Source organism: Limnobacter sp. UBA7229 (assembly GCF_002473065.1).
Lineage (GTDB): Bacteria > Pseudomonadota > Gammaproteobacteria > Burkholderiales > Burkholderiaceae_B > Limnobacter > Limnobacter profundi.
In genome coordinates, this window is record NZ_DKTN01000003.1 from 231,771 (window position 1) to 257,553 (window position 25,783).

A 25,783-nucleotide genomic window follows, 5' to 3' on the forward strand; every position below is an offset into this window, starting at 1 on the left:
ACAATTATTCGGAGAAGTGAGTGGACCGATTTGATTGCATGAGGGTTTTTGTGCGCGTGGTGGAGGCAGGCAGTTTTACAAAGGCGGCCGAAACCTTGGACATAAGTAGAGCCACTGTGACCCAATCAATTCAGCAATTGGAAGCACACCTGCGCATCAAGCTACTGAACCGCACCACCCGCAAAGTGAACGTAACCAAAGATGGTGCAGCCTACTTTGAGCGTGTGGTCAAGTTACTGAATGAACTTGAAGACATCGAACACAACCTGCCTGGTTCTCCTGGTTCTCCCCGTGGCCTGCTCCGTGTGGATGTTCCAAGCCCTTTCGCCAACATCATTTTGGTGCCGGCACTGCCAGATTTCTACGCACGTTTTCCAGACATTCAACTTGAATTGGGAGCCAGTGACAGAAAAGTAGATTTGATCAGCGATAACGTCGATTGTGTAGTCAGAGGTGGTGAAATTACAGATGGTGCTTTGATAGCACGTCACGTTGGTAATTTGCGGTTGGGTGTTTACGCTGCGCCATCTTACTTAAAGCAATCAGGAACACCTTTGCATCCGCATGAACTAATTGAATCTGACCATCGAATTATCCGTTATCGCTGGGCAAATGAATTGCCATATGGGTTGCGTAAAGATGGAGTCGACGCAAGGTTACAAGGACGCTCCGTGCTGGAAATAGATGATGGCAACGCCTACCTGACAGCGGGTTTGGCTGGATTAGGCGTGCAGTGGTTGCCTGAGTACATGGCCAAACGACACATCAAAAACGGTGAACTGGTGCGGCTTTTCTCGGACTGGCAGTTCGATTCAATGCCTTTGTACGTGGCTTATTCTCCCAACAGATATGCCAGCAAACAGCTTCGGGTTTTTATCGAGTGGATCACTCATCTGATAGCGCAGCACGCAAGCGCACCACAGTAAACGCACCACCTCTCCAAATGCAATAAAGCGCGATAAGCAGCAGTAGCGCATAAATCATTTCACCATGCTCTGCCGCAAGAAATCCATACTGATAACTGGCAGCTGGAATGTTGATCAATGCATGAATCAGGATAGCTGCCATGAGCCAAACAAGCTGCCTTTTAGCCACAGCCAGAGCTCCGATAAAAGTCAAACCAACTTGTATCACGATGGCAAAAACACGTTCAATCAACAAGAAAATAGCTGTCCACTCCGTAAGGCTTGCCAATTGCTTCTTGATGACATCCTGCGCAGTGGAATCAAGATCCAGTGTCTGAAGTACTTCCGGACTGGAGTAAAAATACAGAAATTGCGCGTGGGCGATCACGCCAAGAAGCACTGCCTCGCACAGGGCATAGCCCAGCGCAAATTTAGCCAACCACGGAAGGTCCAAATTGCTGCGCACGCTTCTAACTTTCAAACAAATGTATTTCCCGGTCTCCTCAAAAAGACCTGCAGTAAGACAAGCCATGACTAGTCCGACCAAAGCCTGCTGGCTACTTACGGACTGCCCAGGTAAAGCAAACCCTGCCGAGCTCAAAAAAACTGGCTCTAACACCCTAGCAAACAACACGAACGCCATGGCACCTAGCCAATAGGGTTTAGATCCGGAAGGCAATCGACGATTGAGCTGAACAATCAGACAAAGACCGACTGCACACAATGTCAACATCGACAACACATTGAGAACGATCACCATTATTCTTCAACCACCGGTAACAAAATTGTGGACAGCTCATAAGCCATTTGATGTGGCTGACCTGAAGGCTTCAGCAGCGGTTTAATTGCCTCTAGCACTTTCTTCTGAAATTCATCCAGTTGATTTGGGGTGGCATAGAAAATCGCTTTGCTGAACCCATGTCGATAACTCTCTTTTTCCTGGTTCGAATCCAGAAACCTGTCAAAGCTGTTCAAGACCCCAGCCAGGTAAAGATTGAAAAGTTTTTTGAGTTCGTCCGAAGATGGGTTTGCTTGGGCTGTTGCACAAGATATGCGATAGGTCACCTCGGTGGCACCACGCTTCTGATTTTCCTGTTCTACCTCAATCAAACCTGCGTCGAACAATGCTTTGATATGCCGATACAGTGTAGCCGGCGCAATTTCGGGTAGGTCCTTGTGGATTTGCTGAGGAGTCGAAGACTCCGAGAAAAGATACGAGAGGATTTTCATCCGCACAGGATGCAGCGCCACTTCCAGATTGGTCATTGATTTACTTCTGGGGTTACATTATTATCAATAATGATAACAATATGAAATGTTCTCGGCAATCCTCTGAAAATAGACTGGCTCCGCGAATGGGCGTAAACAATGTATATCGGCGAACTCTCTAGAAAGTCTGGTGCCTCACGCAAGGCGATTTATCTTTACGAGCAAATGGGATTAATCCCAAAGCCAACACGCAAAGGCAGCTACCGCGTTTATGCGGACGTGGCTATCCATCAAATTCAAACCATTCGTTGCGCACAAACCTTGGGCTTTAAGCTCAAAGAACTCGTCGAGGCTTTGGCGAGCAAAAACAGCACCCCCCGCTCAAGCATGGCACTGATGCTTGAGCAAATTGAATTGAAACGATCAGCCCTTCATTCGCAAATCGAAACAGCACAGGCTCAACTGCTTTTGTTAAATCAACTAGAACATGAATTGCTTCACTCCCCGGAATTAATGAACTGCGAACTTCCTGTTGACTCTTCCCCTAAGGGCAAGCTTTAGACTTTTTGTGATTCAACAAAAAGGGGCCTGTCATGCGCCAACGCATCTTGATTATTCTTGGCCATCCCGCCGAGGCCAGCTTGTGCGGTGCCATCGCCGATGCCTACCTGAAGGGGGCTCAAACAGCGGGTCACGATGTTCGCTTGCTCAGCCTTGGACAACTGAATTTCGATCCGATACTGCGCGATGGTTACAACACCATTCAGCCGCTTGAACCAGACCTTGTTGCTGCACAAGAATTGATTACTTGGGCTGAGCACCTTGTGTTTGTTTATCCAATTTGGTGGGGTTCCATTCCAGCCATTCTTAAAGGCTTTTTTGATCGAATATTCCTGCCCGGATTTGCATTCAAGTTTAAGAAAGACGCATTGATGGTCGATGGCCTGTTAAAGCAACGAACCGCACACCTGATCGCGACCATGGACACTCCACCGTGGTACTACCGGCTGGTATATCGCATGCCGGGGCACAACCAAATGAAGCGAACCATTCTTGAGTTTTGTGGCATTAAACCAGTGGAAATTACCAGCTTTGGCCCAGTGAAAAACTCGCAGGCAAGCACACGCGAGAAATGGCTGGCGAGTGCTTACCAATTTGGATTAAACGGCCTTGCCAGATAAGTCGGCAAGCGCTTTTAAACTCAAAGCCCAAGGTCGCTTAACCCTGGATGGTCATTCGGTCGGGGGCCGTGCGGCCATTGAAACAAACGCTCCGATTCCTTGATTGGAATATCGTTGATGCTGGCGTGGCGAACCTTCATAAATCCGTTCGCATCAAATTCCCAGTTCTCGTTGCCGTAGCTTCGAAACCAGCGACCCTCAGTATCGTGCCATTCATAGGCGAATCGAACCGCAATTCGATCATCTGAAAAGGCCCACAATTCCTTGATCAAACGGTAGCCGTTTTCCACTGCCCATTTTCTGGTTAGAAAATCGACGATCGCGGGCCTGCCCTGAAATATCTCGCTGCGGTTGCGCCATTTGGAATCTACAGTGTAAGCCATGGAGACCGCCTCTGGATTTCTGGAATTCCAGGCGTTTTCTGCCGCCCTGACTTTCTGAATTGCAGATTCCCGATTAAAGGGTGGCAGTGGTGGTTTGGTGTTGGTGCTCATTCATTTCTCCGTAATTGCGCCCTTAGTGGCGCGGTCATTTCGTCGATCTCCGCAAGTGTGAATCGCGGCGTAATGTGCTGCGGGCAGTTCCAATCGAAGGCCTTCACAGAAATAATGAATCCTCTCTCTACAATCGCTTTGTAGCCGGGTGTAACAAGCCGCTCGATCAAATCAGGCTCAGTATCGCGATCAATAAAGCGAACACGACCAAGTAACTTCAGCCGCCGCTGATTGGCATAATCCATCAGGATAAGCGCAACACGGTTGTCGTGAATCAAGTTACCTACACTGACATATTGAACATTGCCGCGATAGTCCGCGAAACCCAAGGTGCGTTCATCGAGAACTTTCAGGAAACCCGCTGGGCCACCTCGGTGCTGCACGTAAGGCCAGCCGGTTTCGCTCACACTGGCCTGAAAGAAATGATCACGCGATTCAATGAATGTGGTCTCTCTTTCCGTCAATTTGTCACGCCGATTGGCAGACTCTTCCATGGCAGCGTACCTTTCCCGACTACCTGCCTGGATTTGTAGTTCGCGCACGCCCTGCGTGAACGCAATTTCTGCAAATGCATTTCCCATCAACGATCTCCTTGAAAATTAGAAACCCGGAAGGATTGGGTGAGATAAGTGTCATCTATTTCCATTTTTATTTGAATAAGTCAAAATAGAACTACTTAATTTCCAATATGGAAATAATTAAATGGACAAGTTTAGAACCCTTGAAATATTTATTGCGGTGGCCGAAACCGAGGGCTTTGCGGCTGGCGCGAGAAAATGCAGGCTGTCGGCACCGGTGGCCACCAAGGCGATTTCTGAATTGGAAGCTTCGCTGGGTGTTCGCTTGCTGAACCGCACCACACGGCAGGTGAGCCTGACTGATGCTGGGCAGCGCTACCTGGTGGATGCGCGTCGCATTGTGGAGGAACTCAAAGAAGCTGATGCTTCAGTAATCGGCCTGCATGCCAAACCAATTGGCACATTGAGTGTAACTGCGCCGGCGCTATTCGGACGTTTGTTTGTAACCCCCGTGATGGTGGCATACCTGAAGCAATATCCACAAATGAAGGCGACACTGCTTTTTCAGGATCGTATTGTGAATTTGGCGGAAGAAGGTATTGACCTGGCCGTGCGGATTGGTCACCTGGCTGATTCGAGTTTAAATGCAATACCGCTGGGACATGTGAAACGGGTCGTGGTGGGCTCACCCGATTACTTGAGGCGACATGGAACACCCAAGCAGCCCAAAGATTTGCAACACCACCAATTGATTGCAGCTGTGCAAATGAATCCGGTGCAGGATTGGCGGTTTGGCAACATCGACAACAGGGTGTCTGTAAGGTTGGAACCCGCACTCATGACCACAACCAATGATGCAGCGATTGAAGCGGCCGTTCTCGGCTTCGGATTGACCCGTGTACTTTCTTACCAAGTGGCCAATGAAATTGAACAAGGCAGACTGAAAGTTTGCTTGAGCAAATTTGAACCCGATCCATTGCCTGTGCAAATCGTGCACCGTGAGGGCCGCACCTCGACTGCGAAAACACGCGCTTTTATTGACCTGGCAAGAGCAATGCTGAGTACCTCACTTGCAAAGCTTTGAATTTTACAAACCCAACATATCCATAAAAATTGCAGGCTTCTTGTAGCCCATAATTTTTTTGTTCACCTCGGGCTTGGGCCCCATCACCAACACCGCCGGGGTGGCAAACACACCCAGCTTTCTGGCCAATTGCTTTTCAGAATACACGGTGCCGTCGATCCAGTTCACGGGCAAGTCGCCACGCACATTGATGGCAATGACATCGAACTTGGCTTCAATCCTCTCGCAGTTGGGTCCTTCGGTGAAGTTCTCTTTTAGCAAATACGCGCAGTAGGGGCAATCATCCAGGTGAAAGAAAATGAGCAGCTTCTTTCCTCGGGTTTGTGCATCTTGAATGTCCACTGGAATTTCAAGAAAGGTTTGCTTGAACCAGCCAGGCAATTCGTAATGCATGGGTTTGGGTTCAATGTCACGGGCAAATGTATTTGCCGAAAATACAACGCAAAAAACAAGCAACCAGAATCTGCAGACCGGGTGATTTGCGAATGACTTCATGCATTTTGTACTCAGAGATTCGATTACCCAATCTTAGCGTAAGGAGTCAACTCTTCCAAAATTTCGGGCCAAATGCTGTTGCACCGTTCCCTGAAAATATCAATGTGCCCTACTTTGCCAAGCTTGAATGTCTCGGGCTTGATTTCAATCCGTTTCTTGCTGGCCGTGGTGAACAGGCGCATGATGTCTTCAACGTTGGGCAGGGTTGCAATTTCATCATCGCTGGCGTGCACAAAGGTAATTGGCGACTTGAACTGTCCAAACCAGTGTTGTTGCACACCGTCACCAAATTCATTTTCTACATAGCCGGGGCTTGAACACCACTTGGCCCATTGCAGGCCAACACCCTTTGGCAAATTTTCACCCCAGCCGAAACGCTTGGCTGGTACATATCCCAACACGGCAGAGCTGATCGGGATCACCCATCGCAGCATGAACTTGGCACCATTGCGCTTGTCCTTGCGAATATTTTTCACATGTCCGGAAGAAGCTGCCACCGCCAACACGCCACGCACTTTGGCGTGGTTGTGCATCAAGCCAAACAACTGTCCACCTGCACTGTGCCCGATCAGGTATGCACTAGCCTGCCCAGTGAGTTCAAGCAGAAAATCCAAAGCTGCGGGCATGTCGTACAAGCCCCAGTCCTGCTTTTTCACCCCGCAATGCTTGACATGCGACTCCTGCAAAGATTTTCCGATGCCCCGATAATCAAACACCAACACAGAAAAACCCTGTTCGGCCAACCAGCGCGAGAAGGGATAATAAAACTTTTGAATGATTCCCGTGGCGGGGCAAATCAAGACAGGTTTATCGTGTTTGCCATTGACCGCCGGAAAAAACGTACCGGACAATGGCTGCCCTGCAGCGGGAATACTCACTTCAAATGATTGGGTCATGGAGGCACCTGATATAACTTCGCTGCTGCAGTTTAGTAGCAATTGCGAATTCGATAATCCAGGAGATGAGCAATTGATTATTTCTTGAGTTGCAACAATGGCAACGCGGCTAATGGTATGCAAGAAGAAAAAAGGTTAACCCTCAATCGAGAATTAACCTTTGTCTGACACTTCAATCAACTGAACCAGGGTATTTATGGCTTGTTGGCGTTGCGGCGCTGCTCTGGAGTCTGGTTCATTAGCTCCTTCAAAACCTGTTCACGCGACTTGCTCATTCCCTTGCCGGTCATGATAAAAATCATGCTTCCGTCAGCAGAACTCTTCTCAACATAACCCTTTTGAATTGCAGAAAGGTACATAGAGTAAACCTCGTCTTTGCTCAAGCGCATGCTGGGCGGCAGTGAATTCAACATCGTCGAATCATTGGCTTGATTGGATTGCGCGGTGGTTACGGCGGGGATAATCGCAGCGCTGGCTGCAACCAATGAAACTATCAGGGCAAATCTTTTCATCATTAACCTCAAAAGAATGTAATAAGTTCAATTACCAGAGCACTTCGTACTGCCACTTCAAATTTATTGGCGGCTCATTCTCAAGAGGTCAAAGCAAACAAAACTGACCAAACCTAGGAATCGAGAGAATCCAGCTTATGGTGGGCTGGGCAATCGTGTTCGGGACAAACTTCGTCATCACACAAGCGACACACACTTACCGCATCCATTTCGCTGTTCACCGCACCGAGTCTTCAATCAACAAAGACAATATCTTTTCCAATTGCTTTTGATGCGTTGCCGACAGCTTTGAAACAATCGGCTTCAAGGTCCCCAAACGGGTATCCAGCACATCGCGCAAATGTTTTTTCCCAGACACCGTGAGTTCGAGGTTGACAACCCGTTTGTCCTCACCTGCCAGCCTGGAAACCCAACCGGACAACTCCATTTTTTCGGTTAAGCGAACCATGGCTGAATGGGACAAACACAGACCTTTCGCAAGCTGCCCAATCGAACACACCCCGAACATTCCAATCACATTCAATGCCGCACTAGCCGTGCTGTTGGCGTTGGGATGAACTTTCAATTCTTCTTCAAGCCGGTTATTTACCAGCCCGGCCACTGCTCCCAGCAAGTTGGCTGTTTTCAATGTTTTTGGCGAACTATTTATATGCATAATACACATATCTCAAGGAAAAACAACATGGTGTTCCCCACACATCATATGAAATCGTTTCCAGCATATTCACGGTGTGGGCCCATCAACCTGGTGGTTGATATTTAACGGTAACAAGCGCGTCATGTTACCGCGTGGCTGGCAGATGGGGAACAGGGATATACAGCAGCGCCGAGCAGGCAATTGAGTGGTATTAGCAGTCGAGACCACCAAAACTGTATGAAACGGCCTCGGTGTCAAGCCGATCAAGTACATCATCCCAATCAAGATTTTTTACCTCGCCAGACCAATCTACCCGAAGGAATCGAGCGCAGCTCAACACACTCGAGGCCTCGGCCATGGCCAATTGATGCGCACTTGAACGAATAAATGCTGATTTGCTGTTTTCAGACTCCCACAGAGTGAGGGTCCACGCCTGATTACCGAACAACTGCCGACGCACTGAATATGCCAACAAACCAGGCTGCCCTTGAAGTGATTTCACAACCGCCTCACTGCGTGAATAAAAGGGCCCAGACTTACCCTCTTTTACAAATGCATGAGTTACGACCAACTTCGCGTTTTGAGCTATGGCCGCTTTTCCCTGGGGATAAACAAAAGGCGTTGAAATTGAAAATGCGGTGAGTGCAAGACCCGCCGCTGCCAAAGAAGTAACTTGAAGCAATCTGTTCAGCTTTAGCATGAAACGCACCCTGAATGTTGACAGTGTCAACAAAGAATATTCCTCAATGTAGACACTGTCAACAAATTCTGATTTATGATGTGCGCATGACAGAAGACGACCTGAAATCCCGTTGTTTGGCAAAAGCCTTTGACGAACTTGACAGTGGCCGCATCAGTGAGCTGAGCCTGCGTGCGATTGCGCGCGATTTGGACGTGTCGCATCAGGCACCTTACCGCCACTTCAAGAGTAAAGACGACTTGCTCACCGCCCTGAGTTGCGAGTGCTTCAAGCATTTCTCAGAACATTTGAATGCAAGGACTCGGGGGGAAAATGAATGGGAGGGACTCAGGCTGATGGGCTTGGCCTACATTCGATATGCGGTTAGCTATCCCCACCGTTATCGCCTGATGTTTAACGAACATCACAATGGGTTTGCCCTGACTGGCGAAGCCTTGAAACAAGCACAGCATTCCTTTTTGCTGTTGCGCGATCAACTCGGTTTGATTGCAAAACTAAACCAGAGCGCTCAGCACATTGACCCGCAGGCCGATGCGATGTTTATTTGGTCAAGCTTGCACGGTTTGGTGTCGTTGCTTGAAAACCCCCTGACCGACAAATTGCCAGTCAGGGAATCGGTTTTGAAAAACCTGGTAGACCATGTACTGGATCGAATCGGGACTGGTATTCAGCCCCGATCCGACGCTTAAAAAATCCCGTCAATCGCATCAACAACAATGGCGGTGCCCACTGCAATCAACAACAGATCGGTGCCTAGTTGCACATATTTGTGGTTCAAGGGCGGCGCTGGCAGGCGAATGCGCAATTCATTGGGAATGTCGTAATAGCGAACGTCGCTGCCCAGAGCGCGGCCCTTTTGCCACTGCTTGGCCTGGCCCGGGGGCTGACAACCATTCCCTTTTTTGGCCAGCCCGGGTGGACACTTGCCTTTGGCAACCTGGCCACCGTAGTAATCCCGCACTATCCGGGTTTCAGCGCCACCAAAGTTAAACGACACTGACACACCGCCCTGCCCAGAGTCACGACCCCCGTCAACACGGTTGCCTTTCTCGTTACCACCGCCTTTGCGGTTTTCCTTTTGCCCGCGTTGCTCGCTTTGTTCCTTATTCTTTCCCTGGTTGCCATTCCCTTTTTCAGGTTTCTCGGCGTAAGCACTGCCGCTGGCGATCAACAATGCGGTAGATGCGACAGTCAAAGTACGTAGTATCGATTTAATGGACATGGGTGGCCTATAATTGGTTGTAACCCTTTAGTAGTACCACCACGATGAATAACAAGCAATCCTTACTCGCTACTTTGCAACAAAGCCGCGAGCGTGTTCTTGAATTGCTCAACAGCTTAAGTGCTCAGCAAACCAAAGTGCCCTATTTGCCGGGCATTAATCCGCCGATTTGGGAAGTTGGGCATGCTGCTTTTTTCTTCGAGCGATTCATTCTGCAAAACCTGGACAAAGCCCCCTCGTACAACCCGGCGCTGGACGACATCTGGGACTCGTTTGAACTGGCCCACGAGGACCGCTGGCAAGAAGGGCTTTTCCCAGACAAACCCGACACCCTGCGCTACTTTGACGACACCTTCAACAAGGTGAAACAGCGAATTGAAACCAAGGCGCTGACCGACAGCGACTTGTACCTTTACAAGTACGCCATTTTTCACCTGAACATGCACATTGAGTCGATGGTGTGGGCGCGCCAAAGCCTGGGCTATGCGCCGCCGCCCTATTCGTTGAAGGACACAGGCGCGGAAAACACATATCCAATCGACCACAGCGATGTGGAAGTACCTGCAGGCCGCTACCGCATCGGCATGCCACCAGAATCTGAATATTTCGCGACAGAAGATTTCTGCTTCGACAATGAAAAGCCCGGATTCATCGTTGACCTGAAAGCATTCAAAATTTCAAGAAACCTGCTCAGCAACGCTGAGTACCTTGCCTTCATTCAAGCTGGCGGCTACGAAAACGACCAACACTGGAGCATGGCGGGCCTGAAGTGGCGCAACAGCACTGGTGCAAAGCATCCTTTGTTCTGGAAAAAAGAGAACGGCATTTGGCTTGAACGCCACTTCGACCAATGGCTACCTGTTCAGGCCAACCTGCCCGTGAAGCACGTGAGTTATTGGGAAGCACAGGCCTACTGCAAGTTTGCCGGGCGACGCTTGCCTTCCGAGTTTGAATGGGAAGTGGCGGCCTTGGGCAATCGAGAACAAGGCACCTTCAACAAGTTTCCATGGGGCAACACCATGGAAACACACCGGGTGGACATGGACAGCACACACCTGGCTAGGCTGCCGGTGACTGCGCTGCCCGAGGGTGACAGCCCGTTTGGATGTCGGCAAATGATTGGCACTGTCTGGGAGTGGACCGACAGCCTGTTTTTCCCTTACAGCGGATTCACTATGGATATGTACCCCTTCATGTCCACCTTGCAATTCGGAGACCACAAAGTGGTTCGGGGTGGTTCTTGCGCCACTTCTTCCATACTCATTCGCGGCACTTACCGCCAAGCCTACACGCCCGATCGAAACGATGTGTTCGTCGGCTTCAGAACCTGTGCCCAATAAGGCTTTATGACCAATTATTACGAAACCGACGAGCTATTAAACCAGTACCTGGCCTTTCACTACGGCGTCGACTATTTTGATGTTCCCAATTACCCAGTGCGCTGCGCTCAACTTTGCATGGAATTCATGGGCAATCGGCCACGCCGCAAAGCGCTGGACCTGGGCTGTGCAGTTGGACGAAGTACCTTCGAGTTGGCTTTGGGGTTTGATGCCGCTGTGGGTGTTGACCTTTCCGCACGTTTCATCGACGCCGCCCAAGCCTTGCAAAAGGGCAATGCGCTGAATTACTTTTTGCACGATGAGGGTGATTTGGGCAGGACCATGCAACTGTCGCTTGCTGATTTCAATTACAGCGAGTGCAGCCTGCGTGTTGAATTCTCGCAAGGCGACGCCTGCAGGCTGGGTGCGGAACACACGGGTTATGACCTGATATTCGCAGGCAACCTGATTGACCGGGTGAACAACCCCACCGAGTTTTTAAACGACATGCCAAAGCGCATTGTGCCTGGCGGCTTGCTGGTGATCAGCTCGCCCTACACCTTGTTGACCGAGTACACCCCCAAGCAAAACTGGATTGGCGGCATTGAAGAAAATGGCAAACCCAAAACCATGCGGGATGGCATGCAAGCGGTGCTCGCACCCCATTTCAAATTGATTCGCGAGCCATTGAATGTTCCGTTTGTGATTCGGGAAACAGCCCGCAAATACCAGCACAGTATTGCAGAAATGACTGTGTGGGAAAGAAAGGCCAACTGATTTTCAGTCGACCTAAAAACTATTGCGCGACTGGAATCAAGGTGACCGGCACGCCGTTGACTGCGGCGTTTCCACTGGGTTCATCCAGCCACTGTTCATCGGTCAAATCGTTACAACTTACACCTGCATGCGCCGCAGCCACCTGCAAACGAACCCCGGTTTTGTCGTGGCCCCAGCCGTGCGGAATGCTCACCACGCTGGGCATTACATCGTCTGAAATTTCTACGGGCAGTGTAATTTCACCCACACGGCTGCGCACACGCACATTGTGGCCCTCCTGCAAGTGCAATCGTGCTGCATCGGCCGGGTTAACCATCGCGGTGCATCGGTTCTTGCCTTTCACCAAGCGCTCGGAGTTGTGCATCCATGAATTGTTGCTGCGAATGTGGCGCCTGCCAATCAGCATCATCTCTGTGCCAGCCTGTCGGTTCGCATTCAACAAATCGTTGACATAATTTGCTGCGGCTTGAAGCACTTCTGCAGGTGCCAACTGAATTTTTTTGTCGGCAGTGTGCAAACGGTCTGGAAAGCTGGGGCGAAGCGGCCCCAAGTCAATACCCTCAGATTGCTGCTTTAATTTTTCCAAACTGAGCTTGTGCTCACTGGCCATGCCATAAGGCCCCATTTGCAACCCCATGTCGAGAATCATTTGCGGCGGCATGGAGGGTCGCGAAGGTTTGCCAATCTTTGCGCTGTAGCAGGCTGCCAGCTTGTCCATCAGTTCCCAGTCATCCAGGCTTCCCTGTGGTTTGGGCAAAGTGGCGGCACTGTATTTGGCCTGGTTACGCACACCGAAAATATTGAAAATCAAATCGTAGTGATCATGCTCAAGAGGCGATGTAGTGGGCAAAATCACATCCGCATGGCGATTCGTTTCATTGATGTACAAGTCCACGGACACCATGAACTCAAGCCCCGCCAAAGCCTTGTCAAGCTGCTGGCCATTGGGTGTGGACAACACCGGGTTGCCGGCAATGGTCACCATGGCCTTGATTTGCCCCTCGCCCTCGGTTTGAATTTCTTCAGCCATGATGGCACTGGGAAACTCACCCAACGCCTCAGGCTTTTGGCTGACCCGGCTGTGCCAGCGGCCATAACTGCCGGGCTTGCTGTTGGGAGCGGCAATCAGGTCTAGTGCGGGGTTGGCCACCAGGCTTCCTCCAACCCGGTCAGTGTTGCCCGTCACAAAGTTCAGCAACTGAATACCCCACTGCGCCAAGGTGCCATGGCGCTGCGTGCAAGCCCCCATACGCCCATAAGCGACCGCTTTCCCGGCATTGGCAAAATCACGCGCAATTTGGCGAATGGTGTCAGCATCAATACCGCACTCGGCCTGCGCCACTTCAGGCGTCACTTTTGAAATCGCACCCAACGCCGCATACAGACCCTCACTGTGGTGGGCCAAGCGATCCATGCGGGTCAAGCCTTCGCCAATAATGGTGTTGATGAGTGCGAACACAAATGCCGCATCGCTGGCAGGCCTGATGAAATGATGCGCATCGGCCACCTCGGCGGTTTCGGTTTTGCGAGGATCAATCACGATCAACTTTCCACCGCGCGCCTGCAGGGCCTTGATGCGCTTGGCCACATCGGGCACGGTCATCAAGCTGCCGTTCGAAGCGATTGGGTTGGCACCCAGCATCAGGAAATAATTGGTGTGGTCAATGTCGGGAATCGTAATCAGCAATTGGTGCCCAAACATCCAGTAACCCAATAGCTGCATGGGCAACTGATCAACCGATGTGGCTGAAAAACGGTTGCGTGTTTTCAGCAAACCCAGGAAATTGGCGCTGTGGGTCATCAAACCCCAGTTGTGCACGTTCGGGTTGCCCTGGTAAACCCCCACCGCATTGGCGCCATATTGTTGCTGAACCTGGAACAACCCTTCACAGGCCAACTCAATGGCATCTTCCCAGGTGGTTTGCACCCATTGCCCATCCACTTTTTTAACCGGGTGCTTTAAACGGTCGGGGTCTTCCTGAATATCCTTCAGAGCCACTGCTTTGGGGCAAATGTGCCCGCGGCTAAAGGGGTCTTGCTCATCGCCCTTGATTGAAACAATCTGATTGTTGTCTACCTCGATCTTCAGGCCACAAATGGCTTCACACAAATGGCAGGCGCGGCGATGGGTTTGCAAGTGTTGTCTCCTGATTGTTCTGATTATTACTTTCACCTACATACTACTGTCGAAGGTGTAATACCATCAAGCAAACTCAAGGAGACATCATGATCAACGCTTACGCAGCTTTCGAGGCCAAAGGCCCACTCAAACCCTATCAGTACGACCCCGGTGAACTGGGCGCATTTGATATCGAAATCGATGTCGACCACTGCGGCATTTGCCACAGCGATGTCAGCATGCTTGACAACGACTGGGGCCGCGCCAAATACCCCATGGTGGCTGGCCATGAAATTATTGGCCGAGTGAGCAAAGTGGGTAGCCATGTGAGCCACCTTGCTTTGGGTGATGTCGTGGGCCTTGGCTGGCATGCAGGCTACTGCGAAAGTTGCAGAATGTGTATGGGCGGCGATCACAACCTGTGCAGCACAGCCAAAGGCACAATTGTTGGCCGCCATGGCGGGTTTGCTGACAAGGTACGTGCGCAGGCGATCAGCGCTGTGAAAATTCCCGCGGGTGTCAACCCGGTAACGGCAGGCCCGCTACTGTGTGGAGGCATCACCGTGTACAACCCACTGGTGCAATTCAATATTTCACCGCAAAGCAAAGTGGCTGTCATTGGTGTGGGCGGCTTGGGCCACATGGCGGTGATGTTTCTAAAAGCGTGGGGCTGCGAGGTAACAGCATTTAGCAGTGATCCTTCCAAAACCGATGAACTGAAAAGCATGGGCGCACACCACGTGCTCAACAGCAAAGACGCCGACGCATTGAAAAAGGCGGCCGGCTCATTCGACCTGATTTTGTCGACTGTGAATGTCAAACTCGACTGGAATGCCTACATTGCTACGCTGGCACCCAAAGGGCGTTTGCATTTTCTGGGTGCAATACTGGAGCCTTTGGACATCGGCGTGTTTGGCTTGATGGGGCAGCAACGCACCATTTCATCCTCGCCTGTGGGCAGCCCACGTGTTATCGCCGATATGCTGAAATTCGCAGCCTTGCACAACATACAACCCATCGTTGAAACCTACCGCTTCGAGCAGATCAATGAAGCAATTGAGAAGGTTCGTCACGGTAGCCCCCGCTTTAGGGTGGTATTGTCACGATAACACCCCTCTTTTTACCCCCCACCCCCACCCTTTGATGTGATTGCTTTCGTTGAACATTGAGAGGAATCTGGGTGGGAGGGTTCTGAATACATCTAGAAACGGCAAAAGACCGAGAAAAGCTCAGAGAGGACTGCAGGAATTTGTAACAAATTTATCACGAGAATGAAATATAAAAGGAAATTAATCCCTTTATAAATCATGGATCTTCGATGATCACCTCATGTGGATACTTAGAATTTGTCGCAATTTTTGTAGGTACTGTTACATGAAATGACAAAAAATGTGATTTTTTTCAAACATTTGTTCAGTCAACACTTGTTCGCACAATAAATTCGGGCAAGTATTCATTAACTCAACGAGTGAACAATAAAAACATGGTCGCACAAACAAAGCCATTCGAGAGTACGGCAGCAGCGCTTGCAGGCCTTTCCTCCGACAACCCGATTGCAAATAACATTGCATATTTCAGGGCTCACCATCCAGTCGACCCATGCGACTGTGAATACAGCGAATTGGCTGCACACATCGAAGACGCGGGCCTTTTGAACCTGAGCTTGTCTTTCATCCTTCGAGGCCTGGCCGAAACTGAAGGCACCACCTGGCACTACTTCCGTGGCCTGATGAAAGCCTATTCAGAACTGCGCCCCAAAATAAAAACCATCGAATCCACTCCTCGCCTGATCGGCGAACTCTTGAAAGTGTGTATCTACGAATACGACGCAATCAATCAGGAAGCCTTCGACGAAGCACAGGCCTGCAGTCTTGCAGTGCTTGAGACAGCGGCCTACCTTTTGGTTCATTACAGCCCGCACGAAGGCAATCAATGGCTCGACGCGATTTATCAAGATTGATTTGCCTCTGACAAAAACCCCCTGACGCAGCAGAAGAAATTTGGGATTGCTGCAAAAGAAAATATTTCGTATATTGATGTATATTCGAATTAATAAAATTTGCAAACTCGCTTAAAACCGATCCATACGAAGAAGGTAAAACGAATATGGAATTTGCTCTTGGTCTAGCCATTGTGTTGATGGCATGGAATACAACCGGGGAAACGAGTGGGGAGACAGGTGCCACAGTTGCGATGAAGACACCCGCACACGCCATGGTGGCAGAGAAACATGAGGACCACCTTCCTTATTTCGCGGATGAGTTGCTATCGCGCAACGTTGAACTGGCCAGGCACAGCGCCCCAGACCCCCTGCCGCAAGCCCGAAGCTTCGTAGCGGTTGCTCAGCCCAACCTCGAACCCAAATCCCCGAGCGCCACTTCAAACAAAACCAGCAACATACAGCTGGCCATGCAAGCCCCATCCTCCGATGTATTCATAGTTGACCTGCCGCCCAAAGTGATTCGGGAAGCCGAGCAATTGGCTGCCCTGCCAGTGAAACAGGAAAGCGCAAGACTGGTGGTGACCCCGCGTGCCATTCAATGGGAATTGCGTGTTGAAGACGGCCGGCTGGACAAAGCCATTCGCCGCTGGGCCAAGGAAGCGGGTTACACCTTCCGCTGGGATGCCGACCGCTACGTGATGATTGCAGCGGGCACCACCTTCTCGGGCACCTTTGAATATGCAGTGGAACAAGTGCTTGAAACACCGGGAATCAAGAACAGCGAATACCCCCTGGAAGCCTGTGTTTACAACAACGAACCGCCATTGCTGCGCATTACCCGCTTGGGCGACCAAAAAGAAGAGTGCCGATAAAACATGAAGACACCACCAAACAGAACATGGGTATCCACTGCTGTTGCAGCATTGCTAAGCCTTGGAACAGCAGCTTGCACAGGCCCACAGATCAAGGCTGAAGTACAGGCTGACAATGACAACGGCTTGCGCAAAGTTGAGCAGGTGAACACCAGCTTGCAAACCAACGGTTCCTTTCGTGGTGGTCGGCAATACGCCGAAGAACAAGCCAAGCAACAACAAAATGCGAAGGTACTGAAACGCGCCAGCAAAAGCTGGATTGGCGGCACCTTCGTGCATGTGAATGACGACGACAAGTTGCCTGCGATTTTCCATGAAACCTATAAAATGAATTTTGCGGACAAAGGCCGCCCCGTGGATTTGAATACGGTGGCAGCCCGCTTGACCCAAATGGTCGGCATTCCCGTTCGCATTCAACAAGATGTATTCAACGCACCGGTCAGTGCCGAACCACGCCGGGGTGCACGCCAGTTGCCACCTGTGAGCGCGCCAACCGAAGCGGCACCCCCGGCCTCCACGCCAGTCGCAGTTGACAGTGTGGCCCTGGCGCCCCGCACCACAGTCGGTGCTGTGGCGATGAACTGGGACGGTACGCTGATTGATTTTTTAAACAACACCACCGACAAACTGGGCTTGTCCTGGGAGTACCGCGACAACTCAATTGTCATCATGCGTTACACCACCGCTATGTATGAGCTGGCCTCTTTCCCCAATGGTTATGAATACGCCATGAGCAGCGGTACGCAAGGCCGGGTGCGGGGCAATGAAGTGCAAAGCAATTCGAATTTGAGCGTGTCCGAGAAAGGGAAAATTGACGGACAAGCGAGTATTCTGGATGTGATTAACCGCATGGTGGCCTCAGTGCCCGGTTCCGAAGTGATCGTGGCCGAAGGCACGGGCCGTGTGATGGTTAAAACAAGCCGAGACATGCAAACCCAGGTGCGGGATCTGATTCGTGCCGAGAATGCAAACATGCTGAAACAGGTGCATGTACAACTTGATATTTACTCGGTCATGTCCAAGAAAGACGACCAACAGGGCGTGAGCTGGGATGTGTTTTTCAGAAGCTTGTCCCAGCGCTATGGCATTGGTGTGTTGTCGCCTGACTCGCTGGTGGCGCCCGAGGCAGGCCTCATAGCACTGACAATTCCTGAGGCCTTGCAAGGTTTTATTCCTGGACAAAACCCACCCAACAGCCCGACCAATCAACGTTTCGGCGCAAGCTCGGCCATTGTGCAGGCCCTCAATGAAATTGGCGACAACGTGCAACACCGCCCCATTTCCTTGGTCGCATTGAACAGGCAGTGGGCACGCAAGGCAAGGCTAACCACCACGGGTTATTTGTCGGAAACCAAACCCGCCTCCTCAGGTGCTTTGGGTGGCGGTACAGGTGTGCCCGGCTTGACCACGGATGAAATTACAACTGGCGATCAGTTTGCCGCCATGCCTTTCATTCTGGACAACAACACCATCATGTTGAAAATGGGCATTAGTTTGTCTGACCTCACCAGCCTGCTGGAAATTACCACTGGCTCTGGCGAAACCCTGCAACGGGTTCAAACTCCCAACACCAGCAGTATTTCTGACCAGTACACCATCGCACTTCGCCCAGGTGAAGTGATGGCCATCACAGGCCTGTCTCGCGATGTATCCGGTTTCACCGAGCGCAAACTGACCGAGCAAGCACCACTGCTGGCCGGCGGTTCGCGCAACCTTTCCACCATGCGAGAGAACTTCATCGTTCTGGTTCGCGCGGTCGTTCTGTAAGCATGGAGATGCGCCATGGCTGAGCAGTCTGCAGTAGTTCATCAGCTGGGGAAAAAGGCCTACATTGCCGGCTTGAACTGGCAGCCACTGGCACGCTCAAGCTACAGCAAACGGATTGCCGATATTCGGGAGTATGCAGACCGCATTGATGCCACCAAGCATATTTTGCTCAAAGGCCATCAGAATGAATACTTGGGTCTTTATAACTTCGATCCTGATATCTCGGATGAGGAACGCACCGGACAGGTGTACAGCCTGGCGGCCATGTTGGCCACACAGAATGAACAAGAACACGCCATCTATGCAATTCGCATAGAAGAAGGAAGCAAGAAAGGCCAGATGGCCTTGGTGGTCATTGAACAGGGTGCGCCCACCATGGACATCATCGGCAGCGATGCCGAGGTGTTTAGTACAGTGAACACCTACACCAATGGGTCAATCGAAAGTTCGGAATACCATGTGTACAGCAACGCACCCGAGCTATTTCCAAGTGCGTTGCCCCTGGACATTACAGCCCGCTTGGGTAACTTCAGCAACAAACATGCGCTAATTGGTTTACCCACCGATTTGATCAAGGCCTCGGCAATGCTTGCGGTGGTGCTGTTGTTGGCAGGCGGTGCGTATGGCGGCAACGAATACCTGGAAGCCAGCGCACGTGAAGAGCGGATGAAGCAGGCGCAGTCAAGCATACAAACCCCGCAGTATTTGAAAAAACTGGCCACTGATCAACGCAATGTGGGGCTGGCCAATACCGATGTAATTGAAATGCTGAACCTGTTGAGCGAGCAGCCTTTCATGGCACGAGGCTGGCTGCTTGAAGGAATTCAGTGCAACCTGGGTAAGTGCACCAGCCAGTGGCAATCGCAGGGCGGCTACACACAAGAGTTGGTGAGCTTTTTGAACAATCAGCAAAGCAGCCCGGATCCCAAAGACGTCAACAAACTGAAGTTCTCCTTCTCCTACGACATGGCCACCCGGGGCATTCAACAACTGCAGGATTTGCCCAAGAAACAAGAAGCCAGCGAGTTGCTTTATCTGGAACAACAAGCCTGGCAAAAAGCGGGCATTCAGTTCAAGGTCGACACCCAAGGCCAAACTTGGCCCACTGGCTTCAAGAGCATTCCACCCAATGTGTCGGTCAACCGGCATGCAACTGAGGTGACGGGCAGCCTGACCCTCATGAAGGACTTTCTGGATCGATACCCTTCCGGAATTTACTGGAACCAGATTTCAATGAAGATTGAACCCAAAAACCTGGATGCCGCTGTGATGGTGACATTGAAGGGAGCACTTTATGCGTATTAACCATTTTCTGGGCGGCCTGCTTGCAGCCTTGGCTTTGAACAACCTGCATGCGCAGGACACCGCACCACCAAAAGTGGAAGCGAAGGCCGAGAACAAAACGGCAGTCACACCCGTTGAAAACATCAAGCTCAACGGGGTTTCAGTGCCGTTGAACATCAAAACACTGGCAGAAATTCAAAGGCTGCAAGAAGAACAAGCCATGCGGGAAGAATTACAAGCTGCGCTGAAAATTGGCGGAAGTGTAACAAGTACGGCAAGTAAACCATTGGCAACACCCACACCTACAGCAGTTGCGCCAAGTACAGCCACAGCAGCCCCGGTGCGAGCCAGCAGCAAGGCAGCACCTGCAGTTTCGGCCAACACAGTACTCGGCGTGTATGGCACAACCGGTGCAATGACCGCTGAAATTCAAACAGCAGGTCGAAGCGTACGCACACTTCGTGAAGGTGAGCAACTTGGCAAGTTCAACATCAAGAGAATCACCCACAACGGACTCGAATTGGTTGCAAGCAACGGCAACACGCAGCATGTCTCCGTGGGTGCGCAAGTGAGGTTTTGATCATGAATAGAGACCCGGCACTGAATGTGTTGGCCACGCAAGCGGACAAATCGCTGAAAGTTGAAAAACTCAGTGAACTGCCCGCGTTTTCGCGCGTGCTGACCGACGGCAGTGCTGGGGCTTTGCTGAAGCTACCCGCCGCTGTTGAAAAACATGTGTGTGCCATTGAAACCGGCGTGAAGCGCGCCATCATTTTGTACGATGCGGAAAAACTCGCACAGATCCGGCCCTTCATTTCACACCTGCGCGGCAAACTGATTGCCGAGAAATTCACGTTTGAGCGGCCAGAAATTGGTTGTGGTGGTGGCGTAATCGAGCACCTGATCGAAAACTCACGAACCAAAATCGACAACGCTGAAGGTGAAGAAGACCCGGCTGTTGCGCAATCGAAAGCCAAAGAAATTTTTGAATCCTGGGTGGCATTGGCTGTGCAGGAACGCGCAACTGACATTCACGTGCAAGTGGTTAACAACATTGCCGAAGTGAAGCTGCGCGTGGATGGCGAACTTGAATTTTTGCGTGACCAACAAGGCGGTGTGTATACCCCGCTGCAAGCAGAGCGTGCCGTGGCATGGGCTTACAACAACGCGTCGGGCAAGGGTTCCAACAGCAACAGTCAATTCTCGGTGGGCGAAAACCTGTACTGCATGATCGCCGCCCGCGAGGTGGGTGGCAAACGCGTGGCCATGCGTTATCAGTCAATGCGTGGCTGGGCCGGCATTAAGGTGGTGTGCCGCTTGCTGTATGTCGATATTGACGCACCCACTCTAAGTTATGAGCAATTGGGTTATGCCCCTTCGCACATGAAGCAATTAAAGAGTGCGTCCAACACTCCCTCGGGAACCATTATTTTTGCGGGTGTTACAGGTTCAGGTAAAACCACCACGCTGAAAACTTTCATTGAAACGCACCCTGGCAATGGCACGGATGCGTTTTATTCGATTGAAGACCCAGTGGAATACCCGCTGCGGGGCGTGCACCAAATTCCGATTCAGCGCGATTTGCTTGACCGCAAAGGTTCAGCCGCCAAATACGCTGAAGTGGTTGCTGGCCTGATGCGAGCCGACCCGGGCTGCGTGTTGATGGGTGAAATTCGCGACCCCGCCACTGCAATTTCAGCGCAACAAATTGTTGAAACCGGCCACATGGCTTGCGGCACGGTGCACGCGCATTTGATATCCGGTATTGTGCCGCGCCTGACCAACGAAGAAATCGGTATGAGTCGAGATGTGCTGACCAACCCGAATATTTTGACACTGCTGGTGTACCAGGCCTTGGTACCCAAGCTGTGCCCACACTGCAAAATTGGAGGCCGCTTGTACCAAAAGGGCATGTCCGATTCTGAGCATGTGCTTGAAATACTCGACACACTGGAAAGCCGGTTTGAACTGGAGCGAGACCTTTTCTACTTTAAAAAGCAAGGCGGCTGCCCCAAATGTAAACACCGCGGCACGGCGGGTTTGAGTGTGGTGGCCGAAATTTTGACGCCCGACCGGAAGTGGCTAAACCTGATTCGCCAGGGCAAAGACTATGAAGCGATGATGTACTACCGTTCAAAATCGGATGGCAACTTTAAATCCGAAAATATGGATGGAAAAACTGTGTTTGAACACACCTTGCACAAGGCATTGCTGGGTGAAGTGGATCCGCGCCATTGCGAGCGTTTTGACAGCTTTGACCGTTTCGAAATCATGAACGACGCCGACCGCGCCGAAACTGCGGCTTACACCTGAACATGACATTCAAAAAGAAACTCAGCAATTTTTTCAATGCCATCAACTTGATGGACTTTCGCGGCAAGCGCGAAGCATTTTACGAGCAGCTTGCCAAGTCGATTGAAAACAAAGAACAGTTCAAAACCTTTCTGGAAGAAGAACTGAAAATTGCCCGCCACAAGCGAACACGCAACAGCAGCCGGGAAGCGGCCTTGAAGTTGATGGTTCGCAAACTGAGTTTGGGCGACGACTTTTTGATTAGCCAAATTCTGGGCACCGTAATGCCTCAGAACGACCGCATGATGCTGGCCGCCGTGGATGAAGCCAAAGACAAACCGGGCACCTTGCGTGCATTGGCCGCAGCGATTAAATCACAGAAAGAAGCCAAAAGCGTGATCTGGAAAGCCATTTTCCCGCCTATGGTATTGATACCCGGTGTGGCTGGTTTCAGCTACGTGCTGGCCACACAATCCATTCCAATTATTGTGAAAGTGGCACCGCCTGAAGTGTGGACACCGTTCAACATGTCCGTCCGAATTGTGTCGGAAATTGTTGCCTCTCATGGCGGTTTGATTGTGGCTGGCGTCATTGGGGCTATTGCCGCATTTACTTATTCCCTCCCACGCTGGAAAGGCAATTTGAGAAGTAAATTGGAACAGGTGCCTCAGGGCTGGGGCTTCTTGCTCTTTCCGGTTGCCCCGTTCTTGTTACCACTTTCCATTTACCGCGATTTTCAGGTCAGCTTGCTCGTGACTTCACTGGCGGTGTTGCTAAAGAGTGGAGCCACATTGTCATCGGCACTCGACACCCTGAAACGCAATGCCGACCCGTGGATGCGCTGGCACTTGAAAAAGATCATGAACCACTTGAACGTGGCCCCTACTGATTACATACCTGCCTTCAGCAAAGGGCTGATGAGCCCGAAACTACTGGCCCGCCTGGCTACCACCATTCGCAACAACCCACAATTCGACAAAATTTTGATTCAACTGGGCACCGAAGGTGGTGAAGACATTCGCAATGAAATTGGCAACACGGCCAAGGGTTTGAATGCCGTGTTACTGAGTGTTGCTGCGGCTGTGGTGGTGTTTTTGTACGTGGGTCAATTGTCGATCAGCCAAAGCATGACCGAGGAACTGGACCCTGTGAAAAGAATGCAACGCATGCGTTGAAATAAGTGCTTGACACCACAACTGATTGATCTACAATTAATTCGTCTGTTGGTATATATACGGAATGCTTGGGCCAACATGTACTACACAATATCCCTTCGGAGAGGAATCAAAAAATGATTACATCGCACACACTGAATGCCCGCCGCAAACAAAGCGGTATTACCCTGATTGAAGTATCAATCGGTCTGATCATTGCAGCGATTGTTGCTGCTGCAGCCTTTATTGCATTCCAGAACAATGCACGTCGTTCAGAAGTTCAAGACAACATTAAGCAAATTACAGAGATTATTAGTGAGACCAAGCAAAAAGTCGGAGCAACCTCCGGATACGCTGGTTTGAACAATACTATCGCAGCTCAACTCTCAATTCTAAGCTCAGCTACAGTAGATAACAGCTATGGTGGTGCCATTCAGTTGGCTGCTGCAAGTGCTACAGATGACAGCCTAGCGACTTTGAGTTGGCCAAACATTGAAGGCGATCAGTGTTCTGATCTCGCTTTAGCTGTTGCAAACGGTGTCAATAGCTTTACAGTAGGTACAGGAAATCCAGTTACAGTAGCAAACGGACAATTGACGTTGGCTCAAACGACAGAGATTTGTGGAACTGGCGATGCCCCCGTTAATTTGGTAATGACCTTTGGCCGTCGTTAATTACATTTCGTGAAATCAAATAAGGGGGCAACTTTGCCCCCTTGTTCATTTGAATCATGGCGAATTACTCATGCTTGACTCACTGAAACACAGCAACACCCGGCACACTGGCTTTCTCAGCATCGAGTTGGCGCTGGTGCTCATCATCAGTGCCATCATTGCCTTCGCTGTGGTTCAGCAACAAGCACGTTCTGCAAAATCCTCTGTCGCGAAAATCCAGGCTGATCAACTCAACCAGGTGGGCGACGCACTGAATTCTTACACCGACTTGTACCGGCGCGGCATTTCTGCCCCCGGTGATCTACAAGTGGATTTGAACAACGACGGCATCACCGATGTCACGATTCCCGAAGACCCGGTTACGGGCAATGAGGGCAGCAAGCTAACACCCACGATTCAAAACCTGATCGATGTGGGCCTGTTGCCTGCAAGCTTTGTGAACCGCCCAGCTGCATCGAATGGTCAATTCATTACCCGCCTTTCAGTTTTGCCAGCGGGCTGCTCGATGGCAGCCGACAATTGCCGAATTGAAGGCTACATCACGCTAAGCCAACCAGTCACGATTGGCGGGCAAGACGGCACAGCAGGCGAATCCGACAGTGACATTGCCGGCGACATGCTGAGCTTCATGGGTGGCAACGGTTTTGTAACACTCAGATCAAATACCCCAGCAACTGCTGCTGGCGGTAATTTCACAGTGGCCCTGGACATTAACGGCGATGGTGCAATCGACACTAATACACCAGCGGGCATACCCGGCGTTCGAGTCGGCGCCCTCGCGTCGCGATATGACACTCGCAACCCAATTGCCGACGTAGATTTTTGCCGGGGAAACCAAACATTAAATTGGCAGGGAAAGAACAAACAGTGCAATACAACAGTGTTCAGTGACACACCGGTTGGTTATCGTTTTGTGGCCAGCGACAGCGAAGCGTCAGGAGGAAACGATGGGACAGGTAACGCATTTGTGAGTTGTGTATACAACCCTCAAATGAACCCACCCGCCCATTTAACTATCGTAGCCTCATGCTGCGCAGCTGGTCCCACTAGCTGTAACATTGTCCTTAATTAAAAACTAAAACAATGATGAACCGTCGCCAGTTTCTTGCCGCAGCAAGTTCAGTTTCGCTGGCGGCGCACTTCGACAAACTGGCGTGTGCCACGCAAACCCCAAGCTACACCTTGCTGGATATTCAACGCGGTTCGGACCGCTTTCAAATCGACTTCAGCACACCTGAAGGTTACCGCACTGCTGCCTGGATGCTTCGCGATATTCGAGCCAACCGGGTGGGCATACCCAATGTTGAAATGTTGCAACTGGCAGCATGGGCCCAAATTGTTTTGGCAGAACACCACGCCTACACCGTGTTTGAAGTAACCTCGGGTTTGCGGACCCATCACACGAATTCCATCATCGAGGGTGCAGCCCGACATTCTCGCCATTTGCCCGATGAGAGCGGACAGTTTTACGCCATGGATATCAAACCCATTGGTGTGAATATTGATCAATTGGCTAAAACCCTACAGTACCCCGCATTCGGGGGGGTTGGTGTTTACAGAAGCCATGTACATTTCGACATTCGCGAATATGCCACCCAGTGGCGGTCGAAAAAATGATTAAATTCATCAACTTGAGCCATTTCCAGTCAACCACAAAGCGACATGATACGTTGTCCATTTGTGTTAAATAATGATTTTTAACTCAAATTACAATTTGAGAGTCTTGATTC

At 50.8% G+C, this 25,783-nt stretch carries 29 protein-coding genes; 18 read left to right on the forward strand and 11 right to left on the reverse strand.

Translation table 11 applies throughout. The features are described from left to right. The first annotated feature begins 20 nt into the window (after window positions 1–20). The gene (locus B4C79_RS01665; protein WP_291740610.1) at window positions 21–926 is read left to right on the forward strand and encodes a LysR family transcriptional regulator; all 906 of its coding nucleotides are present in this window, start codon (window positions 21–23) and stop codon (window positions 924–926) included. Here B4C79_RS01665 and B4C79_RS01670 read toward each other — a convergent pair. After that, entirely contained in the window at window positions 886–1,665 is a 780-nt protein-coding gene (locus B4C79_RS01670; RefSeq protein WP_291740612.1) for a YhfC family glutamic-type intramembrane protease, read from the reverse strand. The two genes, B4C79_RS01665 and B4C79_RS01670, sit on opposite strands and share 41 nt — an antisense overlap. After that, entirely contained in the window at window positions 1,665–2,171 is a 507-nt protein-coding gene (locus tag B4C79_RS01675) for a helix-turn-helix domain-containing protein (RefSeq protein WP_291740614.1), read from the reverse strand. The genes B4C79_RS01670 and B4C79_RS01675 overlap by 1 nt, the downstream gene beginning before the upstream one ends. A gap of 102 nt (window positions 2,172–2,273) precedes the next feature. On the opposite strand from B4C79_RS01675, the gene B4C79_RS01680 reads away from it, so the two are divergent. Both B4C79_RS01680 and B4C79_RS01685 read left to right on the forward strand, forming a co-directional pair. Continuing rightward, window positions 2,274–2,675 carry a MerR family transcriptional regulator gene (locus B4C79_RS01680; RefSeq protein ID WP_291740615.1) on the forward strand — a complete coding sequence of 134 codons (402 nt, stop codon included), beginning with the start codon at window positions 2,274–2,276 and terminating at the stop codon, window positions 2,673–2,675. Window positions 2,676–2,707: 32 nt separating this feature from the next. Then, window positions 2,708–3,295 (forward strand): NAD(P)H-dependent oxidoreductase, encoded by a 588-nt coding sequence (locus tag B4C79_RS01685; protein ID WP_291740617.1) that lies wholly within the window; start codon window positions 2,708–2,710, stop codon window positions 3,293–3,295. Window positions 3,296–3,315: 20 nt separating this feature from the next. Here the strand turns inward: B4C79_RS01685 and B4C79_RS01690 are convergent, their stop codons facing one another. Both B4C79_RS01690 and B4C79_RS01695 read right to left on the reverse strand, forming a co-directional pair. Next, window positions 3,316–3,789 (reverse strand): nuclear transport factor 2 family protein, encoded by a 474-nt coding sequence (locus B4C79_RS01690; RefSeq protein ID WP_291740620.1) that lies wholly within the window; start codon window positions 3,787–3,789, stop codon window positions 3,316–3,318. Then, window positions 3,786–4,370, reverse strand: a complete 585-nt coding sequence (locus B4C79_RS01695; RefSeq protein ID WP_291740621.1) for a pyridoxamine 5'-phosphate oxidase family protein — start codon at window positions 4,368–4,370, stop codon at window positions 3,786–3,788. Before B4C79_RS01695 ends, B4C79_RS01690 begins: the two co-directional genes overlap by 4 nt. Before the next feature lie 121 nt (window positions 4,371–4,491). Here B4C79_RS01695 and B4C79_RS01700 point away from each other — a divergent pair, with 121 nt between their 5' ends. Next, complete coding sequence (locus tag B4C79_RS01700) at window positions 4,492–5,391, forward strand: LysR family transcriptional regulator (RefSeq protein ID WP_291751594.1); 900 nt, start codon at window positions 4,492–4,494, stop codon at window positions 5,389–5,391. 3 nt (window positions 5,392–5,394) lie between these two features. Here the strand turns inward: B4C79_RS01700 and B4C79_RS01705 are convergent, their stop codons facing one another. From B4C79_RS01705 to B4C79_RS01725, 5 genes are all read right to left on the reverse strand, one after another. Then, a complete protein-coding gene (locus B4C79_RS01705) occupies window positions 5,395–5,784 on the reverse strand; it encodes a thioredoxin family protein (protein ID WP_291751597.1) in 390 nt (129 codons plus the stop codon). 125 nt (window positions 5,785–5,909) lie between these two features. After that, window positions 5,910–6,782: an alpha/beta fold hydrolase gene (locus B4C79_RS01710; protein ID WP_291751600.1), complete on the reverse strand. Its 873-nt coding sequence runs from the start codon at window positions 6,780–6,782 to the stop codon at window positions 5,910–5,912. 194 nt (window positions 6,783–6,976) lie between these two features. Next, a complete protein-coding gene (locus B4C79_RS01715) occupies window positions 6,977–7,297 on the reverse strand; it encodes a hypothetical protein (RefSeq protein ID WP_205882409.1) in 321 nt (106 codons plus the stop codon). Between the two features lie 214 nt (window positions 7,298–7,511). Further along, on the reverse strand, window positions 7,512–7,949 hold the full coding sequence (locus B4C79_RS01720) for a MarR family winged helix-turn-helix transcriptional regulator (RefSeq protein WP_291762201.1): 438 nt from the start codon (window positions 7,947–7,949) through the stop codon (window positions 7,512–7,514). Window positions 7,950–8,142: 193 nt separating this feature from the next. After that, complete coding sequence (locus B4C79_RS01725; RefSeq protein ID WP_291741539.1) at window positions 8,143–8,433, reverse strand: hypothetical protein; 291 nt, start codon at window positions 8,431–8,433, stop codon at window positions 8,143–8,145. A 284-nt stretch (window positions 8,434–8,717) separates the two neighbouring features. Between B4C79_RS01725 and B4C79_RS01730 the strand changes: the two genes are divergently transcribed. Continuing rightward, window positions 8,718–9,320 carry a TetR/AcrR family transcriptional regulator gene (locus B4C79_RS01730; RefSeq protein WP_171099708.1) on the forward strand — a complete coding sequence of 201 codons (603 nt, stop codon included), beginning with the start codon at window positions 8,718–8,720 and terminating at the stop codon, window positions 9,318–9,320. Here the strand turns inward: B4C79_RS01730 and B4C79_RS01735 are convergent. Then, a complete protein-coding gene (locus B4C79_RS01735) occupies window positions 9,317–9,853 on the reverse strand; it encodes a hypothetical protein (protein WP_171099710.1) in 537 nt (178 codons plus the stop codon). The two genes, B4C79_RS01730 and B4C79_RS01735, sit on opposite strands and share 4 nt — an antisense overlap. A gap of 44 nt (window positions 9,854–9,897) precedes the next feature. On the opposite strand from B4C79_RS01735, the gene senA reads away from it, so the two are divergent. Together senA and B4C79_RS01745 are read left to right on the forward strand one after the other, a co-directional pair. After that, a complete protein-coding gene (gene senA, locus B4C79_RS01740; protein ID WP_291741535.1) occupies window positions 9,898–11,193 on the forward strand; it encodes a selenoneine synthase SenA in 1,296 nt (431 codons plus the stop codon). 6 nt (window positions 11,194–11,199) lie between these two features. Further along, window positions 11,200–11,949 carry a putative 4-mercaptohistidine N1-methyltransferase gene (locus tag B4C79_RS01745; protein WP_291751606.1) on the forward strand — a complete coding sequence of 250 codons (750 nt, stop codon included), beginning with the start codon at window positions 11,200–11,202 and terminating at the stop codon, window positions 11,947–11,949. 19 nt (window positions 11,950–11,968) lie between these two features. Here the strand turns inward: B4C79_RS01745 and B4C79_RS01750 are convergent, their stop codons facing one another. After that, window positions 11,969–14,086 (reverse strand): molybdopterin oxidoreductase family protein, encoded by a 2,118-nt coding sequence (locus tag B4C79_RS01750; RefSeq protein ID WP_291751609.1) that lies wholly within the window; start codon window positions 14,084–14,086, stop codon window positions 11,969–11,971. 89 nt (window positions 14,087–14,175) lie between these two features. Between B4C79_RS01750 and ahr the strand changes: the two genes are divergently transcribed. The 11 genes from ahr (at window position 14,176) to B4C79_RS01805 (ending at window position 25,670) form a co-directional block, all read left to right on the forward strand. After that, complete coding sequence (ahr, locus tag B4C79_RS01755) at window positions 14,176–15,177, forward strand: NADPH-dependent aldehyde reductase Ahr (RefSeq protein ID WP_291740184.1); 1,002 nt, start codon at window positions 14,176–14,178, stop codon at window positions 15,175–15,177. 374 nt (window positions 15,178–15,551) lie between these two features. Then, window positions 15,552–16,028: a hypothetical protein gene (locus B4C79_RS01760; protein ID WP_275271976.1), complete on the forward strand. Its 477-nt coding sequence runs from the start codon at window positions 15,552–15,554 to the stop codon at window positions 16,026–16,028. A 146-nt stretch (window positions 16,029–16,174) separates the two neighbouring features. Beyond that, window positions 16,175–16,882 carry a TcpQ domain-containing protein gene (locus B4C79_RS01765; RefSeq protein ID WP_275271975.1) on the forward strand — a complete coding sequence of 236 codons (708 nt, stop codon included), beginning with the start codon at window positions 16,175–16,177 and terminating at the stop codon, window positions 16,880–16,882. 3 nt (window positions 16,883–16,885) lie between these two features. Continuing rightward, on the forward strand, window positions 16,886–18,649 hold the full coding sequence (locus tag B4C79_RS01770) for a type II secretion system protein GspD (protein ID WP_291740490.1): 1,764 nt from the start codon (window positions 16,886–16,888) through the stop codon (window positions 18,647–18,649). 15 nt (window positions 18,650–18,664) lie between these two features. Continuing rightward, a complete protein-coding gene (gene pilO2, locus B4C79_RS01775) occupies window positions 18,665–19,954 on the forward strand; it encodes a type 4b pilus protein PilO2 (protein WP_291740488.1) in 1,290 nt (429 codons plus the stop codon). Further along, window positions 19,944–20,513: a hypothetical protein gene (locus B4C79_RS01780; protein ID WP_291740486.1), complete on the forward strand. Its 570-nt coding sequence runs from the start codon at window positions 19,944–19,946 to the stop codon at window positions 20,511–20,513. The genes pilO2 and B4C79_RS01780 overlap by 11 nt, the downstream gene beginning before the upstream one ends. A gap of 2 nt (window positions 20,514–20,515) precedes the next feature. Further along, complete coding sequence (locus B4C79_RS01785) at window positions 20,516–22,246, forward strand: GspE/PulE family protein (RefSeq protein ID WP_291740485.1); 1,731 nt, start codon at window positions 20,516–20,518, stop codon at window positions 22,244–22,246. A gap of 2 nt (window positions 22,247–22,248) precedes the next feature. Further along, window positions 22,249–23,400 carry a type II secretion system F family protein gene (locus B4C79_RS01790; protein ID WP_291740482.1) on the forward strand — a complete coding sequence of 384 codons (1,152 nt, stop codon included), beginning with the start codon at window positions 22,249–22,251 and terminating at the stop codon, window positions 23,398–23,400. Window positions 23,401–23,516: 116 nt separating this feature from the next. Continuing rightward, the gene (locus B4C79_RS01795) at window positions 23,517–24,053 is read left to right on the forward strand and encodes a type 4 pilus major pilin (RefSeq protein WP_291740481.1); all 537 of its coding nucleotides are present in this window, start codon (window positions 23,517–23,519) and stop codon (window positions 24,051–24,053) included. Between the two features lie 70 nt (window positions 24,054–24,123). Continuing rightward, the gene (locus B4C79_RS01800; RefSeq protein ID WP_291740480.1) at window positions 24,124–25,125 is read left to right on the forward strand and encodes a hypothetical protein; all 1,002 of its coding nucleotides are present in this window, start codon (window positions 24,124–24,126) and stop codon (window positions 25,123–25,125) included. 11 nt (window positions 25,126–25,136) lie between these two features. Further along, the gene (locus B4C79_RS01805; protein ID WP_291751611.1) at window positions 25,137–25,670 is read left to right on the forward strand and encodes a D-Ala-D-Ala carboxypeptidase family metallohydrolase; all 534 of its coding nucleotides are present in this window, start codon (window positions 25,137–25,139) and stop codon (window positions 25,668–25,670) included. The last annotated feature ends 113 nt before the right edge of the window (window positions 25,671–25,783 follow it).